Consider the following 17,732-nt stretch of genomic DNA (forward strand, 5'->3'; position numbering starts at 1 on the left):
TGCGAATCTTCCTTTCCACCCAACCTCAAGGGACGTACATGTCAGCCGTCATCACGCCAGCCAGCGCACTCCCGTCGCAGGCGCCTGCCCTCCAAAACTCGCACAAGAAAATTCTTTTTGCGTCTTCACTAGGCACCGTTTTCGAGTGGTATGACTTTTTCCTGTACGGGTCGTTGGCCGCTTTCATCGCCAAGCATTTCTTCGCAAAAGCGGATCCCTCCACGGGGCTAATCTTTGCCTTGCTGGCGTTTGCCGCAGGGTTCATCGTGCGGCCCTTCGGCGCGCTGGTGTTCGGCCGCCTCGGCGACATGATCGGCCGCAAGTACACCTTCCTGGCCACCATCCTGATCATGGGTGTCTCGACCTTTGGCGTCGGTCTCCTGCCCACCTATGACTCGATCGGGATCACCGCCCCCATCATCCTGATCACCCTGCGCCTCTTGCAGGGCCTGGCTCTGGGTGGCGAGTACGGTGGCGCCGCGGTGTACGTCGCTGAACACGCACCGCAGGGCCAGCGGGGCTTGTTCACTTCCTGGATCCAGACGACGGCCACCCTGGGCCTGTTTCTCTCGCTGATGGTCATCCTGGCCTGCCGGCTGAGCCTCGGCGAAGCGCAGTTCGCCGACTGGGGCTGGCGCATCCCGTTCCTGTTGTCCATCGTCCTGCTGGCCATCTCGGTCTGGATTCGCCTGGCCATGCACGAATCCCCCGTGTTCGAGCAGATGAAGAAGGAAGGGTCCATCTCCAAGGCGCCCCTGACCGAGTCGTTCCTGCGCTGGTCCAACCTCAGGTACGTCCTGATCGCCCTGTTCGGGATCACGGGGGGCCTGGGGTGCATCTGGTACGCCGGCCAGTTCTACGTGCTTCTGTTCCTCACGCAGACGCTCAAGGTCGAGGGCGTCACCTCCAACATCCTGGTGGCAGGTGGCCTGGCCCTGGCCACGCCCTTCTTCGTCTTCTTCGGCTGGCTCTCGGACAAGATCGGGCGGAAGAAGATCATCATGGCGGGCCTGGCGCTGTCGGTGCTGACCTACTTCCCGATCTTCCAGGCGATCACCCACTACGCCAACCCGGAACTTGAAAAGGCATTGGCCAACTCGCCGGTGGTGGTGATTGCCGACCCCGCGGAATGCCAGTTCCAGTTCAACCCGACGGGCACGAAGAAATTCACCTCGTCCTGCGACATTGCCAAGGCCCAGCTGGCCTCGTCTTCCGTGAACTACAAGACGGAGCAGGCGCCGAAGGGTGCCGTGGCCGTCATCAAGGTGGGCAACCAGGAGATTGCCTCGTTCGACGCCACCGGCCTGCCTGCCGCGGAAGCCAAGCAGAAGCAGGCGGCCTTTGCAAAGGAAGTCGCGGCGCTCATCACTAGCGCCGGCTACCCGGCCAAGGCAAACCCGGACCAGATCAACAAGCCCGCGGTGCTGGGCCTGATCTTCCTGCTTGTGTTCTATGTGACCATGGTCTACGGGCCGACGGCGGCGGCGCTGGTGGAACTCTTCCCGAGCAAGCTGCGCTATTCGTCGATGTCCCTGCCGTATCACATCGGCACCGGATGGCTGGGCGGCCTCCTGCCGACGACATCATTTGCCCTCGTGGCGCTGCATGGGGACATCTACTACGGCCTGTGGTACCCCGTGATCATCGCCGCGATCACGCTGGTGATCGGCCTGATCTTCCTGCCGGAGACCAAGGACGTCGACATCCGCGACTGAGCCGGGGCCCAGCGAAGGGCGCGTGATAGACTTTTTTCGCGCCCTTCGCACTTTGTTTTGCATCCGTGAATTCCCACCCCTCCTCGCAACCCGCCTCGCCATCAGCAGGGAACGCTTCCCGGCCAAGTCTTTCGGATCGGGTTTATGCGCAGTTGGAGGAGATGCTGGTGACCCTGGAGCTTCCGCCTGGCCATATCCTGTCCGAAGCCGAGCTGTGCGCCCGCCTGAACGTCAGCCGGACTCCGGTCGGGGAGGCGCTCCAGCGTCTGGCAAGGGAGGGCCTCGTTCACGTCCTGCCCCGTCGGGGCATCGTGGTCACCGATGTCAACCCTGTCGAGCACCTCAAACTCCTGGAAGTTCGTCGTGAACTTGCGGGCTACTCCTCTCGCTCGGCCGCCAGGCGCTCGAAGCCCGAGCAACGGCAGGCCATGCGCACGGTCGCGCAGCGGCTGCTGGATGCGGGAGAGGCCGACGATGGCCGAGCACTCCTGCTGGCCGACAAGGACTTCCACGACCTGTTTTCAGCGTGCATCCACAACGAATATGCCTGCCATGCGCTGGACGCACTGGACGCCCTGTCGCGCCGCTTCTACTTCGTCCATCACGCGCTGGATGACGCGCACAAATCGGCACAGCTCCACGCCGCCATTGCGATAGCGATTGCCGAGGGTGATGCCACAGCGGCACAGGCTGCCTCGGATGCGCTTTTTGATCACCTGGAAGCCTTCACCCGCTTGACGATCGAAATGTAAGGCTGCAAAGGAACGCCGCAGCGGCAACCCGCCGTGCTCCGTGCCCCGTGCGCCCACGGACAAGCCCGCTTCGGCGGGCTTTTCTCTGGCGGCCGGCGCAGGGGCCTCGGGCCCGGCCCTTCCCCGTCCTGTCCTGCCCCACGCCCACCGCCCTCCCCTGCACCCGCCCATGAGCCCCAGAACCCGCCGCATCGTCCAGGCCCTCCTCTACGAGGTGATCGCGATCGCCTTCGTCGGCCCCGTGCTGGGCTTCGCCTTCGACAAGCCGCAGGCCTCCACCCTGGGGCTGGCGGTGGTGCTATCGACCATCGCGCTCACCTGGAACTACGTCTTCAACTGGATGTTCGAGCGCTGGGAATCGCGCCAGGCGGTTCGCGGGCGCTCGTTCGCGCGGCGGCTGGCGCATGGCGTGGGCTTCGAGGGCGGCCTCACGGTCATCCTGGTGCCGGTGATGTCGCTGTGGCTCGACATCTCGCCGCTGGAGGCCTTCGTGGCGAACCTCGGCCTGCTGGTGTTCTTCTTCGTCTACGCCGTCGCCTTCACCTGGGCCTTCGACCGGGTGTTCGGCCTGCCGGCCTCGGCGGCCGCCAGCGATCCGGGGCGCTGACCCCGGGGGCGGCGGCACGACGCCCCGCCTCCACCGTCCGCGCGACCTTCCGCGCCGCGTGACGCAACCCGCGGCATGTCGGGCTAGGGTAACCCTAGACGTGTTCTTCCTTGCACCACCCGTCCACATGCGCGCACAGCTTGCGCAGCACGCGCTCGAGGTCCGCCTTCTCCTGGGCGTCGAGGCACGCCATCATGGCCGCCTCGCGCGCCTGCAGGCCCGGCATGAAGCGGTTGTGCATCTTGCGTCCGGCCGCCGTGATGTACAGGAGCTGGCGGCGCTGGTCCTTCGGGTCGGGCTCACGGCGCAGGAAGCCCTTGCCCTCCAGCGCGGTGACGGCGCGGCTGATGTTGTTCTTCAGGTGGCCGGACAGGTCGCAGATGTCGGTCGCGGAAATCCCGTCGCGGTGGAACAGGAAGATCAGGGTCAGGATCTCCGGCCGCGTCAGCCCGTACCGGGCCTCGATCGACCGGAACGACGGCTCCCGGTAGGAGTTGACCATGTAGCCCAGCTTGTACGCGAAGGGGATGGACACGCCGTCCAGGATGTCGCTCAGGGGCTGGGTCTCGGGCATGGGGAGTCGGGGTGGAAAATGCGCGCCCTGCGAGGCGGGCCGCACGATGGTACCGGCATCGCGCGCCCCCCGCCTCGCGCCGGCACGCGCCCCGGGAAATCCCTGAACCCCCAATTTGTTCCATATGGCACCATTTAGTCCCATATGGAACCACAGGCCGACCACCTGCTCGCCGGCACGCCGAGCCACCCGATGCACGTGGCGTTCGTGCCGCCGGCGGCCACGTCGGGCACGCGCCGGCTGCCGGTGGTGATGCTGCATGGCGGCTTCCACACCGGTGCGGCCTACCTCGCGCCGCCGGATGGCGGTACGGGCTGGGCGGCACGGTTCGCGCGGCGCGGCCACCCGGTCCATGTGCCGGACTGGCCGGGCCACGGCCAGTCCCCGGGCTTCGAGCGCCTGGCCGATCTGGGCACCGAGGACATCGCCCGCTCGCTGGCCGCCCTGCTCGCCACGACCGGCCCGGCCCTCCTGGTCGCCCACTCGGCGGCCGGTCCGCTGGCCTGGTGGCTCGCGGAGAACCATCCCGCGCAGGTGGCGGCCATCATCGGCATCGCGCCCGGCCCCTCGGCCGAACTCCTGCCCGCGCTGCCGGACGACCCGCAGGCCCTCGCCGCGTTGCGCGACGACGAGTCCGCGGGCTGCCCCGTCTACGCGCGGCCGGGCGAGCCCGTGCGGGTGGACCGCGACTTCATCCGCGCCTTCTGGGCCTCGAGCCCGCGCTTCCCGCAGCAGGCGTTCGAGGCCTACGCGGCGACGGTGGTGCCCGAGAGCCCGCGCCTGCTGAATGAACGCTTCAACATCGGCGGCCGCGGCCTGAAGCTGCGCGCGCCGTCGCGCGTCGGCGAGCGCCCCGTGCTGGTGGTCACCGGCGAGCACGACCACCGCCACCCGCGCGCCACCGACGAGGCCCTCGCCCGCCACCTCGGCGCCAGCTTCCTGTGGCTGCCGGACATCGGCATCCGCGGCAACGGCCACATGCTGATGCTGGAAGACAACCGCGAGGCGATCGCCGACGCGCTCGTGGCCTGGCTCGAATCGCGGGGCCTCTGAGCCCGCGAGCCCTTCCCCCCATTCACCCGAAGGAGTCCCGATGCAACACCCGATCACCCGCCGCACGGCCCTCGCGGGCCTCGCCGCCGCCCTCGGCGGCGCCGCCCCGCTGTCCGGGTTCGCCCAGGCGGCGAACAGCTTCCCGAACCACCCGATCCGCATCGTCATGCCCTGGGCCGCCGGCGGCGGCGGCGACGTGCTGGTGCGTGCCATGACCCCGGCGATCGCGCAGCGCCTGGGCCAGCCGGTGGTGGTGGACAACCGCCCCGGCGCCATCGGCACGATCGGCAGCCTGGCGGTCGCCCGCAGCCCGGCGGACGGCTACACCCTGGTGTACGGCACGGCGGACTCGCACTCGATCGCCCCCAACCTCCTCAAGACCTCGCCTTACGACTCGAAGAAGGACTTCGTCGCGGTGGCGCCGATCGGCTTCACGCCGCTGACCCTGGTCGTCCACGCCTCGCACCCGGCCAAGACCTTCGCGCAGTTCCTCCAAATGGCGAAGCAGGCCCGTGAGCCCCTGACCTACGGCTCCTGGGGCCAGGGCAGCTCGGGCCAGATCACGATGGAGGCGCTCAAGCAGAAGGCCCGGGTCGACCTGCTCCATGTCCCGTACAACGGCACGGCACCCCTGATGCAGGCCAGCCTGTCGAACCAGATCCAGTGCGCCATCGTTCCGGTGCTCGTCGCCGACCAGCATGTGCGCGCGGGCACGGTGCGCATGCTCGCCATCACCGCGCGCGAGCGCCTGGCCGCCTTCCCGGACGTGCCCCTGATGAAGGAGATGGGCGTGGAGATCGACATGGGCCCCTGGCTCGGCTTCCTCGCGCCGGCCGGCACGCCGGCCGACATCGTCGAGAAGCTCAATGCCGCGATCACCGGGGCCATCGCCGAGCCGCAGGTGGCCGAGGTCATGCGCAAGATGACCATGGTGATCGACAAGATGGGCCCCGCCGCCTACCAGCGCTTCGTCCACGCCGAATTCGACCGCTGGGGCAGCTACATCCGCACCGCGGGGCTGACGCTGGACCAGTGAGGCGGGCCGCACAGGCCCGGGGCCACAGGCCGGGAAGCCAGCCGGGAGCTGGGTCTCGGCCGGCCGCAGTCCGGCGCTGCCAGATCTCCCGCAAGGTCTCGATATCCTCGAACCCCGGCCTCGCATCCTCCCGCAGGATCGAGAGGATGCGCTCGCGCGCCAGCGCGGGGTAGCCGTCCACGCACGCCGCGTCGATCAGCGCGACGTGGCGCTCGCCGCTCCTGGTCGGATCGTTGTGCCGGACGGCTGCCCGAACAAGAAGGGAATAGGCCCGCCGGAGGGAGCCGGTCCCTCGCCCACCCGTCCTCGCACAGCGCCCCGAGGGGGCATGCAGGGCCGGAATTTCTTGTCCGGACAACCATACATCGCCAACCCGGCGGGCCGAAAACACGGACAATCACGCTCCGTGACACGCCGCAGGACACCATGCCTTCGTTGACGCCGCCCCCCACGACCAAGCACGGCCTGGTCAGCGCCGCGCTGTCCAACGACATCCGCAGCGGCCGCTACAAGATCGGCGACCACCTGCCCTCCGAGCCGGAGCTGAGCTTGCGCTTCGGGGTGAGCCGGCACACGGTGCGCGCGGCGCTGCGCACGCTGCACGAGCTGGGGCTGGTGACCAGCCAGCAGGGGGTGGGCACGATCGTCCAGGAGACGCGGCTGGTCTCGCAGTACAGCCATGCCTTCAGCTCGGCGCAGGACCTGATGCAGTACGCCACCACCACGCGGGTGCGCATCCTCGACCGCGAGGAGGTGGTGATCGACAAGGCGCAGGCCCAGGAGTTCGGCTGCAAGCCGGGCGAGCACTGGTGGCGCGTGCGCACGGTGCGGTCGGACCCGGCGCTGGGGTCGGCGGTGGCCTATTCCGAGATCTTCATCCCGCTGGCCTTCGGCGCGGTACTGGATGAAACCAACCGCAGCAAGCAGCCGATCTTCTCGCTGATCGAGAAGCGCTTCGGCCAGACCATCACCGAGATCCGCCAGGAGATCACCTGCGTGCCCTCGGTGGACGACGAGGTGGCCGCCCACCTGAAGGTGACCCCGGGCGCGCCGGCGATGCAGATCACCCGCTTCTACCTGGGCGAGGGCCAGCGCGTGCTGGAAGTGGCCCGGTCGCTGCACCCGAGCGGGGTGTTCAAGTACGCGATGCGCGTGCAGCTGCGGCACAAGGCCTGAGCGCTTCGCCGCCGAGGCCCCATGAAAAACGCCCGGCGGTGCCGGGCGTCAGGACGACAGCGGCGTCCGCCGCGCCTCAATCCAGCGAGATGTTCTTACGCTTGACCAGCTGCTCGTAGGTCTTGAACTTCAGGTCCGCGTTGCGGCGGATCTCGGCGGGCGACCAGTTCAGGATCTCGAAGGCGAAGGTGTCGAAGCGGGCCTTGATCTCCGGGTCGGCCAGCACCTTGAGCACGTCGGCGTTGATCTTGGCCGCCACCGCCGGCGGCAGGCCCTTGGGCGCGACCAGCGAGACGAACGAGTTCACCTCGAAGCCGGCCGGGCCGCCCGCCTCGGCCACGGTCGGCACGTCGGGCATCTGCGGGATGCGCCTGGGCGCCGCCACCGCGATGTAGCGGATCTTGCCGGCCTTGAACACGCCCGCGCTCGACGGGATGCTGCCGAAGGCCCACTGCACGTCGCCCGCGCCCACCGAGGTGTACAGCTGCGAGACCTCGCGGAAGGCCACGTGCGCCATCTCGGCCTGGGTGCGCAGCTCCAGCTCCTCGCCGCCCAGGTGGCCCGGGCTGCCGATGCCCCAGGAGCCGTAGCTGGTCTTGCCCGGCGCGGCCTTCGCGGCGGCGACCAGGTCCTTCATGTCCTTGACCTTGGAGTCGGTGGCCACCGCCACCAGGAAGGGCGTGCGGAACAGCGACACCACCGGGTCGAAGTGGTCCAGCGTGACGAAGTTCTTCGACTTGTACAGGAGCGGCAGCGCGGCGAGGTGCTCGCTGTCCAGTTGCAGCAGCGTGTAGCCGTCGGCCGGCACGCGGCGCACCGACTCGATGGCGATGAAGCCGCCGCCGCCCGGACGGTTGGCGATGGTGATCGGCTGGCCCCACAGCTTGGACAGCTTGTCGGACACCTGGCGCAGCACGGCGTCGGGGCCGCTGCCGGCGGCGAAGGGCGTGACCAGGGTCACGGGGCGGCTGGGAAAGCTCGCGTCGGCCTGCGCCTGGGCGGCGGTGCCGGCGCCCAGCAGGGCGAGGCCGGCGGCCGCCAGGGTGGCGCGGCGGGTCAGGCGGGAAAGGTTCATCGTTGTCTCCGGGTTGGCGCTGTGAAGGTCGATCTCGCGGGCGCGGCTCAGGCCGCTGGGCCGATGGTAAGCGCCACCTCGCCCACGCCGGCCACATGGCCGGTGATGCGGTCGCCGGGCACCACCGCGCCCACGCCCTCGGGCGTGCCGGTGTAGACCAGGTCGCCAGGCTGCAGGTGGTAGAAGAGGGACAGGTCCGCGATGATTTCGCGGATGTTCCAGATCAGCCTGTCGACGTCGGAGTGCTGCCGGGTCTCGCCGTTGACGGCCAGCGCGATCTCGCCCTTGTCGATCACCACGCCCTCCAGGGGCACGATCTCCGAGCACACCGAGGACTGCTCCACGTCCTTGCCCAGGTCCCAGGGGCGGCCCTTGTCGCGCGCCGCCAGCTGCAGGTCGCGGCGGGTCATGTCCAGGCCGGCGGCGTAGCCGTAGATGACCCGGTGCGCGTCCTCGGCCTTCACGCGAAAGCCCGCCTGGCCGATGGCCACCACCAGCTCCATCTCGAAGTGGAAGTTCTTCGTTTCCGGCGGGTAGGCCACGGTGGCGCCCGAGGGCGTGAGCGTCTGCGGCGCCTTGGTGAAGTAGAAGGGGCGCTCCACGGTCTTGTCGACCGGCTTGCCCATCTCGACGGCGTGCGCATGGTAGTTGCGCCCCACGAAGAACAGGCGGTTGATCGGGAAGCGCTCGGCCCGGCCGCGAATGGGCAGGGAGGGCGTGGCGGGCGGGGTGAACAGGTACTGGGTCACGAACGGCCTCGAAGGGGCAGGAGTCGATGAACGAAGGCCCGGGGCGCGGCTGGCAGCGCCCCGGGCCGCTGTGGAAGGCGTCAGCCGCGGTCCTCGTACACGCCGAGCTTGCGGTGCAGCGGGGATTCGTCGGCCATGAACAGGAAGGCCGGCTGGTCCGCCGAGAGGTTGCGCAGGGTCACCGCGGTGTACCCCGGGGCGCAGCAGGTGTCGGCCTCCGCCAGGGTGAAGGGCGCGCTGCCTTCCACGGTGACCTCGGCGCGGCCCTCGATCTGGTGGAACACCTGGGCCGGCGAGCGCGCGTTGAGGCGCAGCGCCTGGCCAGGGCGCAGCATCAGCGCATAGAAGCCCAGGATGTTCTCGGCATCCTCGCCGGTCTCCGGGTTGATGTAGGTGACCTGCACGCAGGCCTGGTCCGGCCGGTCCCGCGCCAGCGACTCCAGCGCGGCGCGGGCATCCGCCCAGGGATAGCGCAGCATCGGGTAGCGGTGGTTCTCCCGCTGGAACACGGTCGTGGGCGCCACGCCGCCGCGCGCATAGGCGCGCTCGCCGTGCGAGGCCTTGGTGGCCTGGCGCTTGCCGTCGCCGTTGATGTGGTAGCTGGCCTCCATGTAGTACACCAGCGGCAGGTCCAGCACGTCGAGCCAGACCACGGGCTGGTCGCCGTCATGGCCGTGCTCGTGCCACAGGCCGGTGGGGGTGAGGATCAGGTCGCCGCGCACCATGGGGCACTTCTCGCCTTCCACCGTGGTCCAGGCGCCCTCGCCCTCCACCACCATGCGCACCGCGTTGGGCGTGTGGCGGTGGCTGGGCGCCCACTCGCCGGGCAGCAGCAGCTGCAGGCCCAGGTACATCGCGGCCGAGGCCTGCATCTTCTCCAGGCCATGGCCCGGATTGGCCAGCACCAGCACGCGCCGCTCGGCCTTCTCGATCGGGGTCAGCTCGCCCGACTTCAGCAGCAGCGGCTTGATCGCCGCATACGGCCAGTGGGTGGGCCGGGTCTGGCGCGTCGGCACCTTCGGCGGCAGCACGCCGCGCAGGCTGGGCCACAGCGGCACCAGGTTCAGCTTGCGCAGGTCTTCGACGTACTCCTGGGGCAGGTCTTCCAGGCGTCCGAGTTCTTGCATGACGGGTCCTTCGTTCCGGGTTGTCTCTGGTCTCTGGGCTCAGTGAGGCGTGGCCAGGCAGTTGTCGACCTTCCAGCCGTACAGCCATTCCATCGCATCGTAGAAGCGCTCGGCCGAACGCCCCTTCCACAGGTCGTTGCGAACCAGGCGCTCCACGCCCTTGGCATGGTAGAGGCGGCCCATCTCGCGGCTGGACAGCACGATGCGCGCGGTGCGGGCCACCCGGGAACGCTGGTACAGGTCCAGCGCCCGGGTCCAGTCGTTGTCGTGCACGCGCAGGGCCTCGCCCAGCGTCACGCCATCTTCCATGGCCATGCAGGCCCCCTGGGCCATGTACTGCGTGGTGGGGTGGGCCGCATCGCCCAGCAGGGTCACGCGGCCGTAAGTCCACTGGCCGATCGGCTCGCGGTCCGCCGTGGCCCAGCGCTTCCAGCTCCGGGGGAGCTCGATCAGCTGGCGGGCCTTCGGGCAGATGCCCTGGAAGTAGCTCTGCACCTCCTCCTTGCTGCCCTCGGTGACGCCCCACACCTCCTCCTTGCTGCCCTCGGTGACGCCCCACACCTCCTCCTGGCGGCTGTGGAAGGTCACGACCACGTTGTACTGCTCGCCGCCGCGCAGGGGGTAGTGCACCAGGTGGCAGTTGGGGCCGACCCAGAGGCTGGCGGCGTTCCACTGCAGGTCCTCCGGGAAGTCCTTCTGCTCGACGACGGCGCGGTAGACCACGTGGCCGGTGACACGGGCCGGGTCGCCCACGTACTGCTCGCGCACCACCGACTTCACGCCGTCGGCGCCGATCAGGGCCTGGCCGCGGTGGCTCTTGCCGTTGGCGCAGTGCACGGTGACGCCGGCCTCGTCTTGCTCCACGCGCTCGACACGGGCGCTGGTGACGAACTCGACCCGGCCGGTCTCCACCGCGCCCTCGAGCAGCGAGGTGTGCACGTCGACGCGGTGGATCACCGCGTAGGGGTTGCCGAAGCGCTGGCGGAAGGCCTCGCCGGTGGGAACCCTGGCGACCTGGTACTCGTCGATCGCGTCGTGCATGACCATGTAGTCGGTGTACACGGCGCGGCCACGGGCCTTCTCGCCCACGCCCAGGGCATCGAAGGCGGCAAAGGCGTTGGGGCCGAGCTGGATGCCGGCGCCGATCTCGCCGATGCGCGCGGCCTGCTCCAGCACCAAGACCTGGAAGCCCCGACGCACCAGCGCCAGCGCGGCGGCCAGGCCGCCGATACCGCCGCCGGCGACGACGACCGGGAGGGACGTGGTTTGTGCGTTCATGCGCATCCGTGTCTATCGGGCGGGGTCACCAATTAATCAGCATACTGACGAAAAGTATAGGAATAATGAGTATTCGGTCTTCCAGGGTTAACCCCACACCCGGCTCAGAATGTCCAGCGACCCGACCCCAGGCAGCGCGGCCCCTCCCCGGCTGGAGGAGCTTCCCGGCCACTACATCCGCCGCATGCAGCAGATCGCGGTGGCGATCTTCCTGCAGGAGACGGAGTCCTTCGGCCTGACGCCGGTGCAGTACGCGGCGCTGGGCACGGTGCGCCGCACCCCCGGCCTGGACCAGCGCACGCTGGCGGCCAGCATCGGCCTGGACACCTCCACCACTGGCGGCGTGATCGACCGGCTGGAGGCCCGCGGCCTGGTGCGGCGCAACCCCTCCGAGCACGACCGGCGCGTGCGCCTGCTCACCCCCACCCCGGAGGGCCTGGCCCTGCTGGACGAGGTGGACCCGGCCATGCTGCGCGCCCAGGAGCGCATCCTCGCGCCCCTGCCGCCCGCGCAGCGCCAGGAGTTCATGCGGATGCTGCAGGTGCTGGTCAATGCGAACAACGAACTGAGCCGGGCGCCCAGCGGGGTGTGAGCGGCCCGGGAAGGCAGGCGGCCGGAGCGCCCCTGGCTTCGGCCTCCGCGTAGCCAGACTTCGCAAACAACGAAGCCTCAGCCGAGAACAGCCCCGATAATCGCCTCAGCCTTCGTCTGACGCGATTTCATGCACACCCCCGACCGCAGCTTCATGCGCCGCATCGACCTCACGTCGCTGCAGCTGTTCGTCGCGGCCAGCGAGTGCGGGAGCATCGGCCGCGCGGCGGAGCATGAATACATCGCGGCTTCGGCCGCCAGCAAGCGCATCGCCGACCTCGAGCAGGCGCTGGGCACCCCCCTGTTCTACCGGCGCGCCCGCGGCGTGGAGCTCACGCCCGCGGGCCAGTCCATGCTGCACCACGCCCGCTCGGTGCAGTTCAGCCTGGAGCGCATGCAGGCGGAACTCAGCGAGTACGCCGAGGGGGTTCGCGGCCATGTGCGGGTGCATGCCAACATCTCGGCCATCGTGCAGTTCCTGCCCGAGGACCTGGCCGGCTTCGCACGGCGCCACCCCGAGGTCAAGATCGACCTGAACGAATCCCTCAGCGCCGACGTGCTGGCGGCCGTGCGCGAGGGCGACTGCGACCTGGGCGTGTGCCACCTCGCCGGCGACCGCGCCGACTTCGCCGACCTCGCCGCCCGACCCTACCGCCAGGACCGCCTGGTGCTGGTGGTGCCCGCCGGCCACCCGCTGGCCCCCCTGCCGCAGGTGGCCTTCGTGGACACGCTCGACTGCGACCACATCGGCCTCCACAGCAACAGCTCCATCTACCTCGCCATGAGCCGTGCCGCCCACCAGGCGGGACGCGCCGTGCGGCTTCGCATGCAGGTGACAGGCCTGGATGCGATGTGCCGCATGATCGACAACGGCCTGGGCATCGGCCTGATGCCGGACCGCGCCTTCGCGCTGCTGAACCCCGTCGGCGCGCTGGCGGCCGTGCCCCTGACCGATACGTGGGCGGTGCGCGAGCTGCAGCTGGTGGCGCGCGACTTCGCCACCCTGCCCGTCACCGCGCGCCTGCTCGCCGACCACCTCGTCGGTGAGGCGATGCCCCCCCGATAAAATTCTTTTCCCCTCTCACAGGACCTGCCCCATGGGACGCACCCTCTACGACAAGATCTGGGACGAACACGTCGTCCACACCGAGGAAGACGGCACCGCCGTGCTGTACATCGACCGCCACCTGGTGCACGAAGTCACCAGCCCCCAGGCCTTCGAGGGCCTGCGCGAGGCGGGCCGCAAGGTCTGGCGCCTGAGCTCCGTGGTCGCCACCGCCGACCACAACACGCCCACCACCGGCTGGGAGCTGGGCTATGACGGCATCACCGACCCGATCTCCAAGGAGCAGGTCACGACGCTGGACAAGAACATCGCCGAGTTCGGCTCCGCCGCCTACTTCCCCTTCCTGCACAAGCGCCAGGGCATCGTGCACGTGATCGGCCCCGAGAACGGCGCCACCCTGCCGGGCATGACGGTGGTCTGCGGCGACTCGCACACCTCCACCCATGGCGCCTTCGGCGCGCTGGCCCACGGCATCGGCACCTCCGAGGTGGAGCACGTGCTGGCCACCCAGACCCTGCTGGCCAAGAAGGCCAAGAACATGCTGGTGAAGGTCGAGGGCCAGCTGGCCCGCGGCGTCACCGCCAAGGACGTGGTGCTGGCCATCATCGGCAAGATCGGCACCGCCGGCGGCACCGGCTACACCATCGAGTTCGCCGGCTCCGCCATCCGCGGCCTGACCATGGAAGGCCGCATGACCGTGTGCAACATGGCCATCGAAGCCGGCGCCCGCGCCGGCCTGGTGGCCGTGGACGACAAGACCATCGAGTACGTCAAGGGCCGCCCGCTGTCGCCCACCGGCGTGGAGTGGGACCAGGCCGTCGCCTACTGGCGCGGCCTGCACTCCGACGCGGATGCCAAGTTCGACGCCGTGGTCGAACTCGACGCCGCGCAGATCGTGCCGCAGGTCACCTGGGGCACCTCGCCCGAGATGGTGCTGGGCATCGACGGCCGCGTGCCCGACCCCGACAAGGAAAAGGACGCCACCAAGCGCGGCGCCATCGAGCGCGCGCTGACCTACATGGGCCTGGAGCCGGGCAAGCCGATCGACGACGTCTTCATCGACAAGGTCTTCATCGGCTCGTGCACCAACAGCCGCATCGAGGACATGCGCGAGGCTGCCGCCGTCGTCAAGAAGCTGGGCCAGAAGGTCGCCAAGAACGTCAAGGTGGCGATGGTGGTTCCCGGCTCCGGCCAGGTGAAGGAGCAGGCCGAGCGCGAAGGCCTGCACGAGATCTTCAAGGCCGCCGGCTTCGAGTGGCGCGAGCCGGGCTGCTCGATGTGCCTGGCCATGAACGCCGACCGCCTCGAGGCGGGCGAGCGCTGCGCCTCCACCAGCAACCGCAACTTCGAAGGCCGCCAGGGCGCGGGCGGCCGCACCCACCTGGTGTCGCCGGCCATGGCCGCCGCCGCCGCGGTGCACGGCCACTTCGTCGACATCCGCAAGTTCGCCTGAAAGGACCGACCATGAAACTGATCGCCACTGTGCTGGCCGCCGCCTTCGTGCTGGCCGGCTGCAACACCGTCAGGGGCCTCGGCGAGGACATCCAGAAGGCCGGCAACGCCATCGAGAACGCAGCGAAGAAGTAATCACCATGGACAAATTCACCGTGCACAAGGGCCTCGTGGCCCCGATGGACCGCGAGAACGTCGACACCGACGCCATCATCCCCAAGCAGTTCCTCAAGTCGATCCGCAAGACCGGCTTCGGCCCGAACCTGTTCGACGAGTGGCGCTACCTGGACCGCGGCGAGCCCGGCCAGGACCCGGCCAGCCGCAAGCCCAATCCGGACTTCGTGCTGAACCAGGCCCGCTACCAGGGCGCCTCCATCCTGCTGGCGCGCAAGAACTTCGGCTGCGGCTCCTCGCGCGAGCACGCCCCGTGGGCGCTGCAGCAGTTCGGCATCCGCGCCCTGATCGCGCCGAGCTACGCCGACATCTTCTTCAACAACTGCTTCAAGAACGGCCTGCTGCCCATCGTGCTGCCCGAGGCCGCCGTGGCCAAGCTGTTCGACGAGGTCGCGGCCTTCCCCGGCTACGAGCTCACCATCGACCTGGAGCGCCAGGTGGTGGTCAAGGGCCAGGGCGAGGAGCTGCCCTTCGACGTCCAGCCTTTCCGCAAGTACTGCCTGCTCAATGGCTTCGACGACATCGGCCTGACCCTGCGCCACAAGGACAAGATCCAGGCCTACGAAGCGCAGCGCCTGGCCACCAAGCCGTGGCTCGCCCACACCATGAACGGATAAACACAGATGAAGATTGCAGTCCTGCCGGGTGACGGCATCGGCACCGAGATCGTCGCCGAGGCGGTCAAGGTCCTGAAGGTCCTGGGCCTTCCCTTCGAGATGGAGCAGGCCCTGGTCGGCGGCGTCGCCTACGACGCCCATGGCCACCCGCTGCCCGAGTCCACCCTGAAGCTGGCCAAGGAAGCCGACGCCATCCTGTTCGGCGCCGTCGGCGACTGGAAGTACGACAAGCTGGAGCGCCAGTTCCGCCCGGAGCAGGCCATCCTCGGCCTGCGCAAGAACCTGGGCCTGTTCGCCAACTTCCGCCCCGCCATCTGCTACGAGCAGCTCACGCACGCCTCCAGCCTGAAGCCGGAACTGGTGTCCGGCCTGGACATCCTGATCATCCGCGAGCTGACCGGCGACATCTACTTCGGCCAGCCCCGGGGCCGGCGCGTGGCCACCGACGGCCACTTCCCCGGCGCCGAGGAAGCCTTCGACACCATGCGCTACTCGCGCCCGGAGATCGAGCGCATCGCCCATGTGGCCTTCCAGGCCGCGCGCAAGCGCAACAAGCATGTGACGAGCGTGGACAAGGCCAACGTGCTCGAGACCTTCCAGCTGTGGAAGGACGTGGTCACCGAGGTGGGCAAGGAGTACCCCGACGTGACGCTGGACCACATGTACGTGGACAACGCCGCGATGCAGCTGGTCAAGCAGCCCAAGTTCTTCGACGTGGTGGTCACCGGCAACATGTTCGGCGACATCCTCTCGGACGAAGCCTCCATGCTGACCGGCTCCATCGGCATGCTGCCCTCGGCCAGCCTGAACGCCGGCAACCAGGGCCTGTACGAGCCGAGCCACGGCTCCGCGCCGGACATCGCCGGCAAGGGCGTGGCCAACCCGCTGGCCACCATCCTGAGCGCCGCGATGATGCTGCGCTTCAGCCTGAACCAGGCCGAAGCCGCCGACCGCATCGAGGCGGCCGTCAAGAAGGTGCTGTCGCAGGGCCTGCGCACGCCCGACATCTACAGCGAAGGCACGACCAAGGTCGGCACGGTGCAGATGGGGGATGCGGTGGTGAAGGCGCTGGGCTGATACCCACGCCCCACGCCGGCAGCAACGCGCCTTCGGGCGCGTTGCCGTTTGCGGCCCGGGCCGCCTGCCCGGCCTCGCCTGTCAGGCCCGGATAAGCCCATCCGCTACAATCGGGCCCATGTTTGCCGTCCGCCCGTTCACCCTGAACACCGCTGCTGCCGCCATGGTGGCTGCCGGCGCACGTGCAATTTCCATCAAAACCACGACCATTACGGGCTGAACGGCTCCGGTTCGTCGTGCGCCCTTCCCGGCCAGACGAGCCGGGCAAGACAGTCAGGCGTGGACCTGTTTCTGACTTTTGAAAGGGCGATGAAATGAGCAAGTTGGTAGGCCTGGTCGGCTGGCGCGGCATGGTGGGCTCGGTCCTGATGGACCGCATGCAGGCCGAGCGCGATTTCGACCTGATCGAGCCGGTGTTCTTCTCCACCTCCAACGCCGGCGGCCCCGCCCCGGCCATGGCCAAGAACGAGAAGACGCTCAAGGATGCGAACGACATCCAGGCCCTGAAGAAGTGCGACATCATCATCACCTGCCAGGGCGGCGACTACACCAAGGAGGTGTACCCCCAGCTGCGCGCCGCCGGCTGGAACGGCCACTGGATCGACGCCGCCTCCGCCCTGCGCATGGCCGATGACGCCGTCATCATCCTGGACCCCGTCAACCGCAACGTCATCGACGCCTCCCTGGCCAAGGGCGGCAAGAACTGGATCGGCGGCAACTGCACCGTGAGCCTGATGCTGATGGGCCTGGGCGGCCTGTTCCAGCACGGCCTGGTCGAGTGGGTCAGCGCCATGACCTACCAGGCCGCCTCCGGCGCCGGCGCGCAGAACATGCGCGAGCTGCTGTCCCAGATGGGCGCGCTGCACGACGCGGTGAAGGACGACCTCGCCAACCCCTCGTCCGCCATCCTGGACATCGACCGCAAGGTGGCCGCCACCATGCGTGACGCCGCCTTCCCGACCAAGAACTTCCGCAACACCGCCCTGGCCGGCAGCCTGATCCCCTGGATCGACGTGCCCGTCGAGCACGGCCAGAGCAAGGAAGAGTGGAAGGGCGGCGCCGAGTGCAACAAGATCCTGGGCAACGCGCCGTTCCGCAGCGCCGGCTCGATCCCGATCGACGGCCTGTGCGTGCGCATCGGCGCCATGCGCTGCCACTCGCAGGGCCTGACCATCAAGCTGAAGAAGGATGTCCCGCTCGACGAGATCGAGGGCATCATCGCCGGCGCCAACGACTGGGTGAAGGTCGTGCCGAACCAGCGCGAGATCACCGAGCGTGAACTCACCCCGGCCGCCGTCACCGGCACCCTCACGGTCCCGGTCGGCCGCCTGCACAAGCTGGCCATGGGCAACGACTACCTGGGCGCCTTCACCGTGGGCGACCAGCTGCTGTGGGGCGCCGCCGAGCCGCTGCGCCGCATGCTGCGCATCCTGCTGGAAGCCTGATCGGCAGACACAACTGACAACGGCCTGTAACCCCGAGTTGCAGGCCGTTGTCACATGGCAACGGGCCACCGCGAGGGATCCGCCGCGGGCCATATATGCCTTCGGTCATTTCCCGACTCGTCTTGTCACTTCCAGTCATTTACTGCTATGGTCCCCGCAGTCCATTCA

18 protein-coding genes are annotated in these 17,732 nt (G+C 68.8%); 13 read left to right on the forward strand and 5 right to left on the reverse strand.

Annotated features, from left to right (window positions below; all coding sequences use genetic code 11):
- The first annotated feature begins 38 nt into the window (after positions 1–38).
- The 3 genes from ACFQZY_RS07795 (at position 39) to ACFQZY_RS07805 (ending at position 3,074) form a co-directional block, all read left to right on the forward strand.
- Positions 39–1,715 carry an MFS transporter gene (locus tag ACFQZY_RS07795; RefSeq protein WP_377414713.1) on the forward strand — a complete coding sequence of 559 codons (1,677 nt, stop codon included), beginning with the start codon at positions 39–41 and terminating at the stop codon, positions 1,713–1,715.
- A gap of 65 nt (positions 1,716–1,780) precedes the next feature.
- The gene (locus tag ACFQZY_RS07800; RefSeq protein ID WP_377414715.1) at positions 1,781–2,467 is read left to right on the forward strand and encodes a GntR family transcriptional regulator; all 687 of its coding nucleotides are present in this window, start codon (positions 1,781–1,783) and stop codon (positions 2,465–2,467) included.
- A gap of 169 nt (positions 2,468–2,636) precedes the next feature.
- Positions 2,637–3,074 carry a PACE efflux transporter gene (locus tag ACFQZY_RS07805; RefSeq protein WP_377414718.1) on the forward strand — a complete coding sequence of 146 codons (438 nt, stop codon included), beginning with the start codon at positions 2,637–2,639 and terminating at the stop codon, positions 3,072–3,074.
- A 94-nt stretch (positions 3,075–3,168) separates the two neighbouring features.
- Here the strand turns inward: ACFQZY_RS07805 and ACFQZY_RS07810 are convergent, their stop codons facing one another.
- The gene (locus ACFQZY_RS07810; RefSeq protein WP_377414721.1) at positions 3,169–3,648 is read right to left on the reverse strand and encodes a MarR family winged helix-turn-helix transcriptional regulator; all 480 of its coding nucleotides are present in this window, start codon (positions 3,646–3,648) and stop codon (positions 3,169–3,171) included.
- A 144-nt stretch (positions 3,649–3,792) separates the two neighbouring features.
- Here ACFQZY_RS07810 and ACFQZY_RS07815 point away from each other — a divergent pair, with 144 nt between their 5' ends.
- From ACFQZY_RS07815 to ACFQZY_RS07825, 3 genes are all read left to right on the forward strand, one after another.
- Complete coding sequence (locus tag ACFQZY_RS07815) at positions 3,793–4,701, forward strand: alpha/beta fold hydrolase (protein WP_377414724.1); 909 nt, start codon at positions 3,793–3,795, stop codon at positions 4,699–4,701.
- 40 nt (positions 4,702–4,741) lie between these two features.
- Positions 4,742–5,737, forward strand: coding sequence for a Bug family tripartite tricarboxylate transporter substrate binding protein (locus ACFQZY_RS07820; RefSeq protein ID WP_377414727.1), 996 nt, complete (start codon positions 4,742–4,744; stop codon positions 5,735–5,737).
- Between the two features lie 426 nt (positions 5,738–6,163).
- Positions 6,164–6,913, forward strand: coding sequence for a GntR family transcriptional regulator (locus tag ACFQZY_RS07825; RefSeq protein ID WP_377414730.1), 750 nt, complete (start codon positions 6,164–6,166; stop codon positions 6,911–6,913).
- Positions 6,914–6,989: 76 nt separating this feature from the next.
- Here the strand turns inward: ACFQZY_RS07825 and ACFQZY_RS07830 are convergent, their stop codons facing one another.
- The 4 genes from ACFQZY_RS07830 to ACFQZY_RS07845 form a co-directional block, all read right to left on the reverse strand.
- A complete protein-coding gene (locus tag ACFQZY_RS07830; protein ID WP_377414732.1) occupies positions 6,990–7,988 on the reverse strand; it encodes a Bug family tripartite tricarboxylate transporter substrate binding protein in 999 nt (332 codons plus the stop codon).
- A gap of 47 nt (positions 7,989–8,035) precedes the next feature.
- Positions 8,036–8,737 carry a fumarylacetoacetate hydrolase family protein gene (locus tag ACFQZY_RS07835; RefSeq protein WP_377414735.1) on the reverse strand — a complete coding sequence of 234 codons (702 nt, stop codon included), beginning with the start codon at positions 8,735–8,737 and terminating at the stop codon, positions 8,036–8,038.
- 80 nt (positions 8,738–8,817) lie between these two features.
- On the reverse strand, positions 8,818–9,864 hold the full coding sequence (locus ACFQZY_RS07840) for a cupin domain-containing protein (protein ID WP_377414738.1): 1,047 nt from the start codon (positions 9,862–9,864) through the stop codon (positions 8,818–8,820).
- Between the two features lie 39 nt (positions 9,865–9,903).
- Positions 9,904–11,142, reverse strand: coding sequence for a 3-hydroxybenzoate 6-monooxygenase (locus ACFQZY_RS07845; protein WP_377414741.1), 1,239 nt, complete (start codon positions 11,140–11,142; stop codon positions 9,904–9,906).
- Between the two features lie 109 nt (positions 11,143–11,251).
- Between ACFQZY_RS07845 and ACFQZY_RS07850 the strand changes: the two genes are divergently transcribed.
- The 7 genes from ACFQZY_RS07850 to asd all read left to right on the forward strand — a co-directional run bounded on the left by ACFQZY_RS07850 (position 11,252) and on the right by asd (position 17,564).
- Positions 11,252–11,734 carry a MarR family winged helix-turn-helix transcriptional regulator gene (locus ACFQZY_RS07850; protein ID WP_377414744.1) on the forward strand — a complete coding sequence of 161 codons (483 nt, stop codon included), beginning with the start codon at positions 11,252–11,254 and terminating at the stop codon, positions 11,732–11,734.
- Between the two features lie 129 nt (positions 11,735–11,863).
- Positions 11,864–12,799: a LysR substrate-binding domain-containing protein gene (locus tag ACFQZY_RS07855; RefSeq protein ID WP_377414747.1), complete on the forward strand. Its 936-nt coding sequence runs from the start codon at positions 11,864–11,866 to the stop codon at positions 12,797–12,799.
- 31 nt (positions 12,800–12,830) lie between these two features.
- Positions 12,831–14,252 (forward strand): 3-isopropylmalate dehydratase large subunit, encoded by a 1,422-nt coding sequence (gene leuC / locus ACFQZY_RS07860; RefSeq protein ID WP_377414750.1) that lies wholly within the window; start codon positions 12,831–12,833, stop codon positions 14,250–14,252.
- Between the two features lie 11 nt (positions 14,253–14,263).
- Positions 14,264–14,386: an entericidin A/B family lipoprotein gene (locus ACFQZY_RS07865; protein ID WP_377414753.1), complete on the forward strand. Its 123-nt coding sequence runs from the start codon at positions 14,264–14,266 to the stop codon at positions 14,384–14,386.
- Between the two features lie 5 nt (positions 14,387–14,391).
- On the forward strand, positions 14,392–15,042 hold the full coding sequence (gene leuD / locus ACFQZY_RS07870; RefSeq protein WP_377414756.1) for a 3-isopropylmalate dehydratase small subunit: 651 nt from the start codon (positions 14,392–14,394) through the stop codon (positions 15,040–15,042).
- 6 nt (positions 15,043–15,048) lie between these two features.
- Complete coding sequence (leuB, locus tag ACFQZY_RS07875) at positions 15,049–16,119, forward strand: 3-isopropylmalate dehydrogenase (protein ID WP_377414759.1); 1,071 nt, start codon at positions 15,049–15,051, stop codon at positions 16,117–16,119.
- 314 nt (positions 16,120–16,433) lie between these two features.
- Entirely contained in the window at positions 16,434–17,564 is a 1,131-nt protein-coding gene (asd, locus tag ACFQZY_RS07880) for an aspartate-semialdehyde dehydrogenase (RefSeq protein WP_377414762.1), read from the forward strand.
- The last annotated feature ends 168 nt before the right edge of the window (positions 17,565–17,732 follow it).

Origin of the sequence: Ramlibacter sp. GCM10027632 (assembly GCF_042675325.1) — a bacterium.
In the GTDB taxonomy this organism is placed as follows: domain Bacteria; phylum Pseudomonadota; class Gammaproteobacteria; order Burkholderiales; family Burkholderiaceae_C; genus Ramlibacter.

What these genes read in the sequence shown, in the direction of transcription:
- ACFQZY_RS07855 (WP_377414747.1), top strand. Translation starts at nt 11,864, where the DNA reads ATGCACACCCCCGACCGCAGCTTCATGCGCCGCATCGACCTCACGTCG.
- ACFQZY_RS07805 (WP_377414718.1), top strand. Translation starts at nt 2,637, where the DNA reads ATGAGCCCCAGAACCCGCCGCATCGTCCAGGCCCTCCTCTACGAGGTG.
- ACFQZY_RS07795 (WP_377414713.1), top strand. Translation starts at nt 39, where the DNA reads ATGTCAGCCGTCATCACGCCAGCCAGCGCACTCCCGTCGCAGGCGCCT.
- ACFQZY_RS07815 (WP_377414724.1), top strand. Translation starts at nt 3,793, where the DNA reads ATGGAACCACAGGCCGACCACCTGCTCGCCGGCACGCCGAGCCACCCG.
- ACFQZY_RS07850 (WP_377414744.1), top strand. Translation starts at nt 11,252, where the DNA reads ATGTCCAGCGACCCGACCCCAGGCAGCGCGGCCCCTCCCCGGCTGGAG.
- leuD (WP_377414756.1), top strand. Translation starts at nt 14,392, where the DNA reads ATGGACAAATTCACCGTGCACAAGGGCCTCGTGGCCCCGATGGACCGC.
- ACFQZY_RS07845 (WP_377414741.1), bottom strand. Translation starts at nt 11,142, where the DNA reads ATGAACGCACAAACCACGTCCCTCCCGGTCGTCGTCGCCGGCGGCGGT.
- ACFQZY_RS07865 (WP_377414753.1), top strand. Translation starts at nt 14,264, where the DNA reads ATGAAACTGATCGCCACTGTGCTGGCCGCCGCCTTCGTGCTGGCCGGC.
- ACFQZY_RS07810 (WP_377414721.1), bottom strand. Translation starts at nt 3,648, where the DNA reads ATGCCCGAGACCCAGCCCCTGAGCGACATCCTGGACGGCGTGTCCATC.
- ACFQZY_RS07825 (WP_377414730.1), top strand. Translation starts at nt 6,164, where the DNA reads ATGCCTTCGTTGACGCCGCCCCCCACGACCAAGCACGGCCTGGTCAGC.
- asd (WP_377414762.1), top strand. Translation starts at nt 16,434, where the DNA reads ATGAGCAAGTTGGTAGGCCTGGTCGGCTGGCGCGGCATGGTGGGCTCG.
- ACFQZY_RS07820 (WP_377414727.1), top strand. Translation starts at nt 4,742, where the DNA reads ATGCAACACCCGATCACCCGCCGCACGGCCCTCGCGGGCCTCGCCGCC.
- ACFQZY_RS07830 (WP_377414732.1), bottom strand. Translation starts at nt 7,988, where the DNA reads ATGAACCTTTCCCGCCTGACCCGCCGCGCCACCCTGGCGGCCGCCGGC.
- leuB (WP_377414759.1), top strand. Translation starts at nt 15,049, where the DNA reads ATGAAGATTGCAGTCCTGCCGGGTGACGGCATCGGCACCGAGATCGTC.
- ACFQZY_RS07840 (WP_377414738.1), bottom strand. Translation starts at nt 9,864, where the DNA reads ATGCAAGAACTCGGACGCCTGGAAGACCTGCCCCAGGAGTACGTCGAA.
- leuC (WP_377414750.1), top strand. Translation starts at nt 12,831, where the DNA reads ATGGGACGCACCCTCTACGACAAGATCTGGGACGAACACGTCGTCCAC.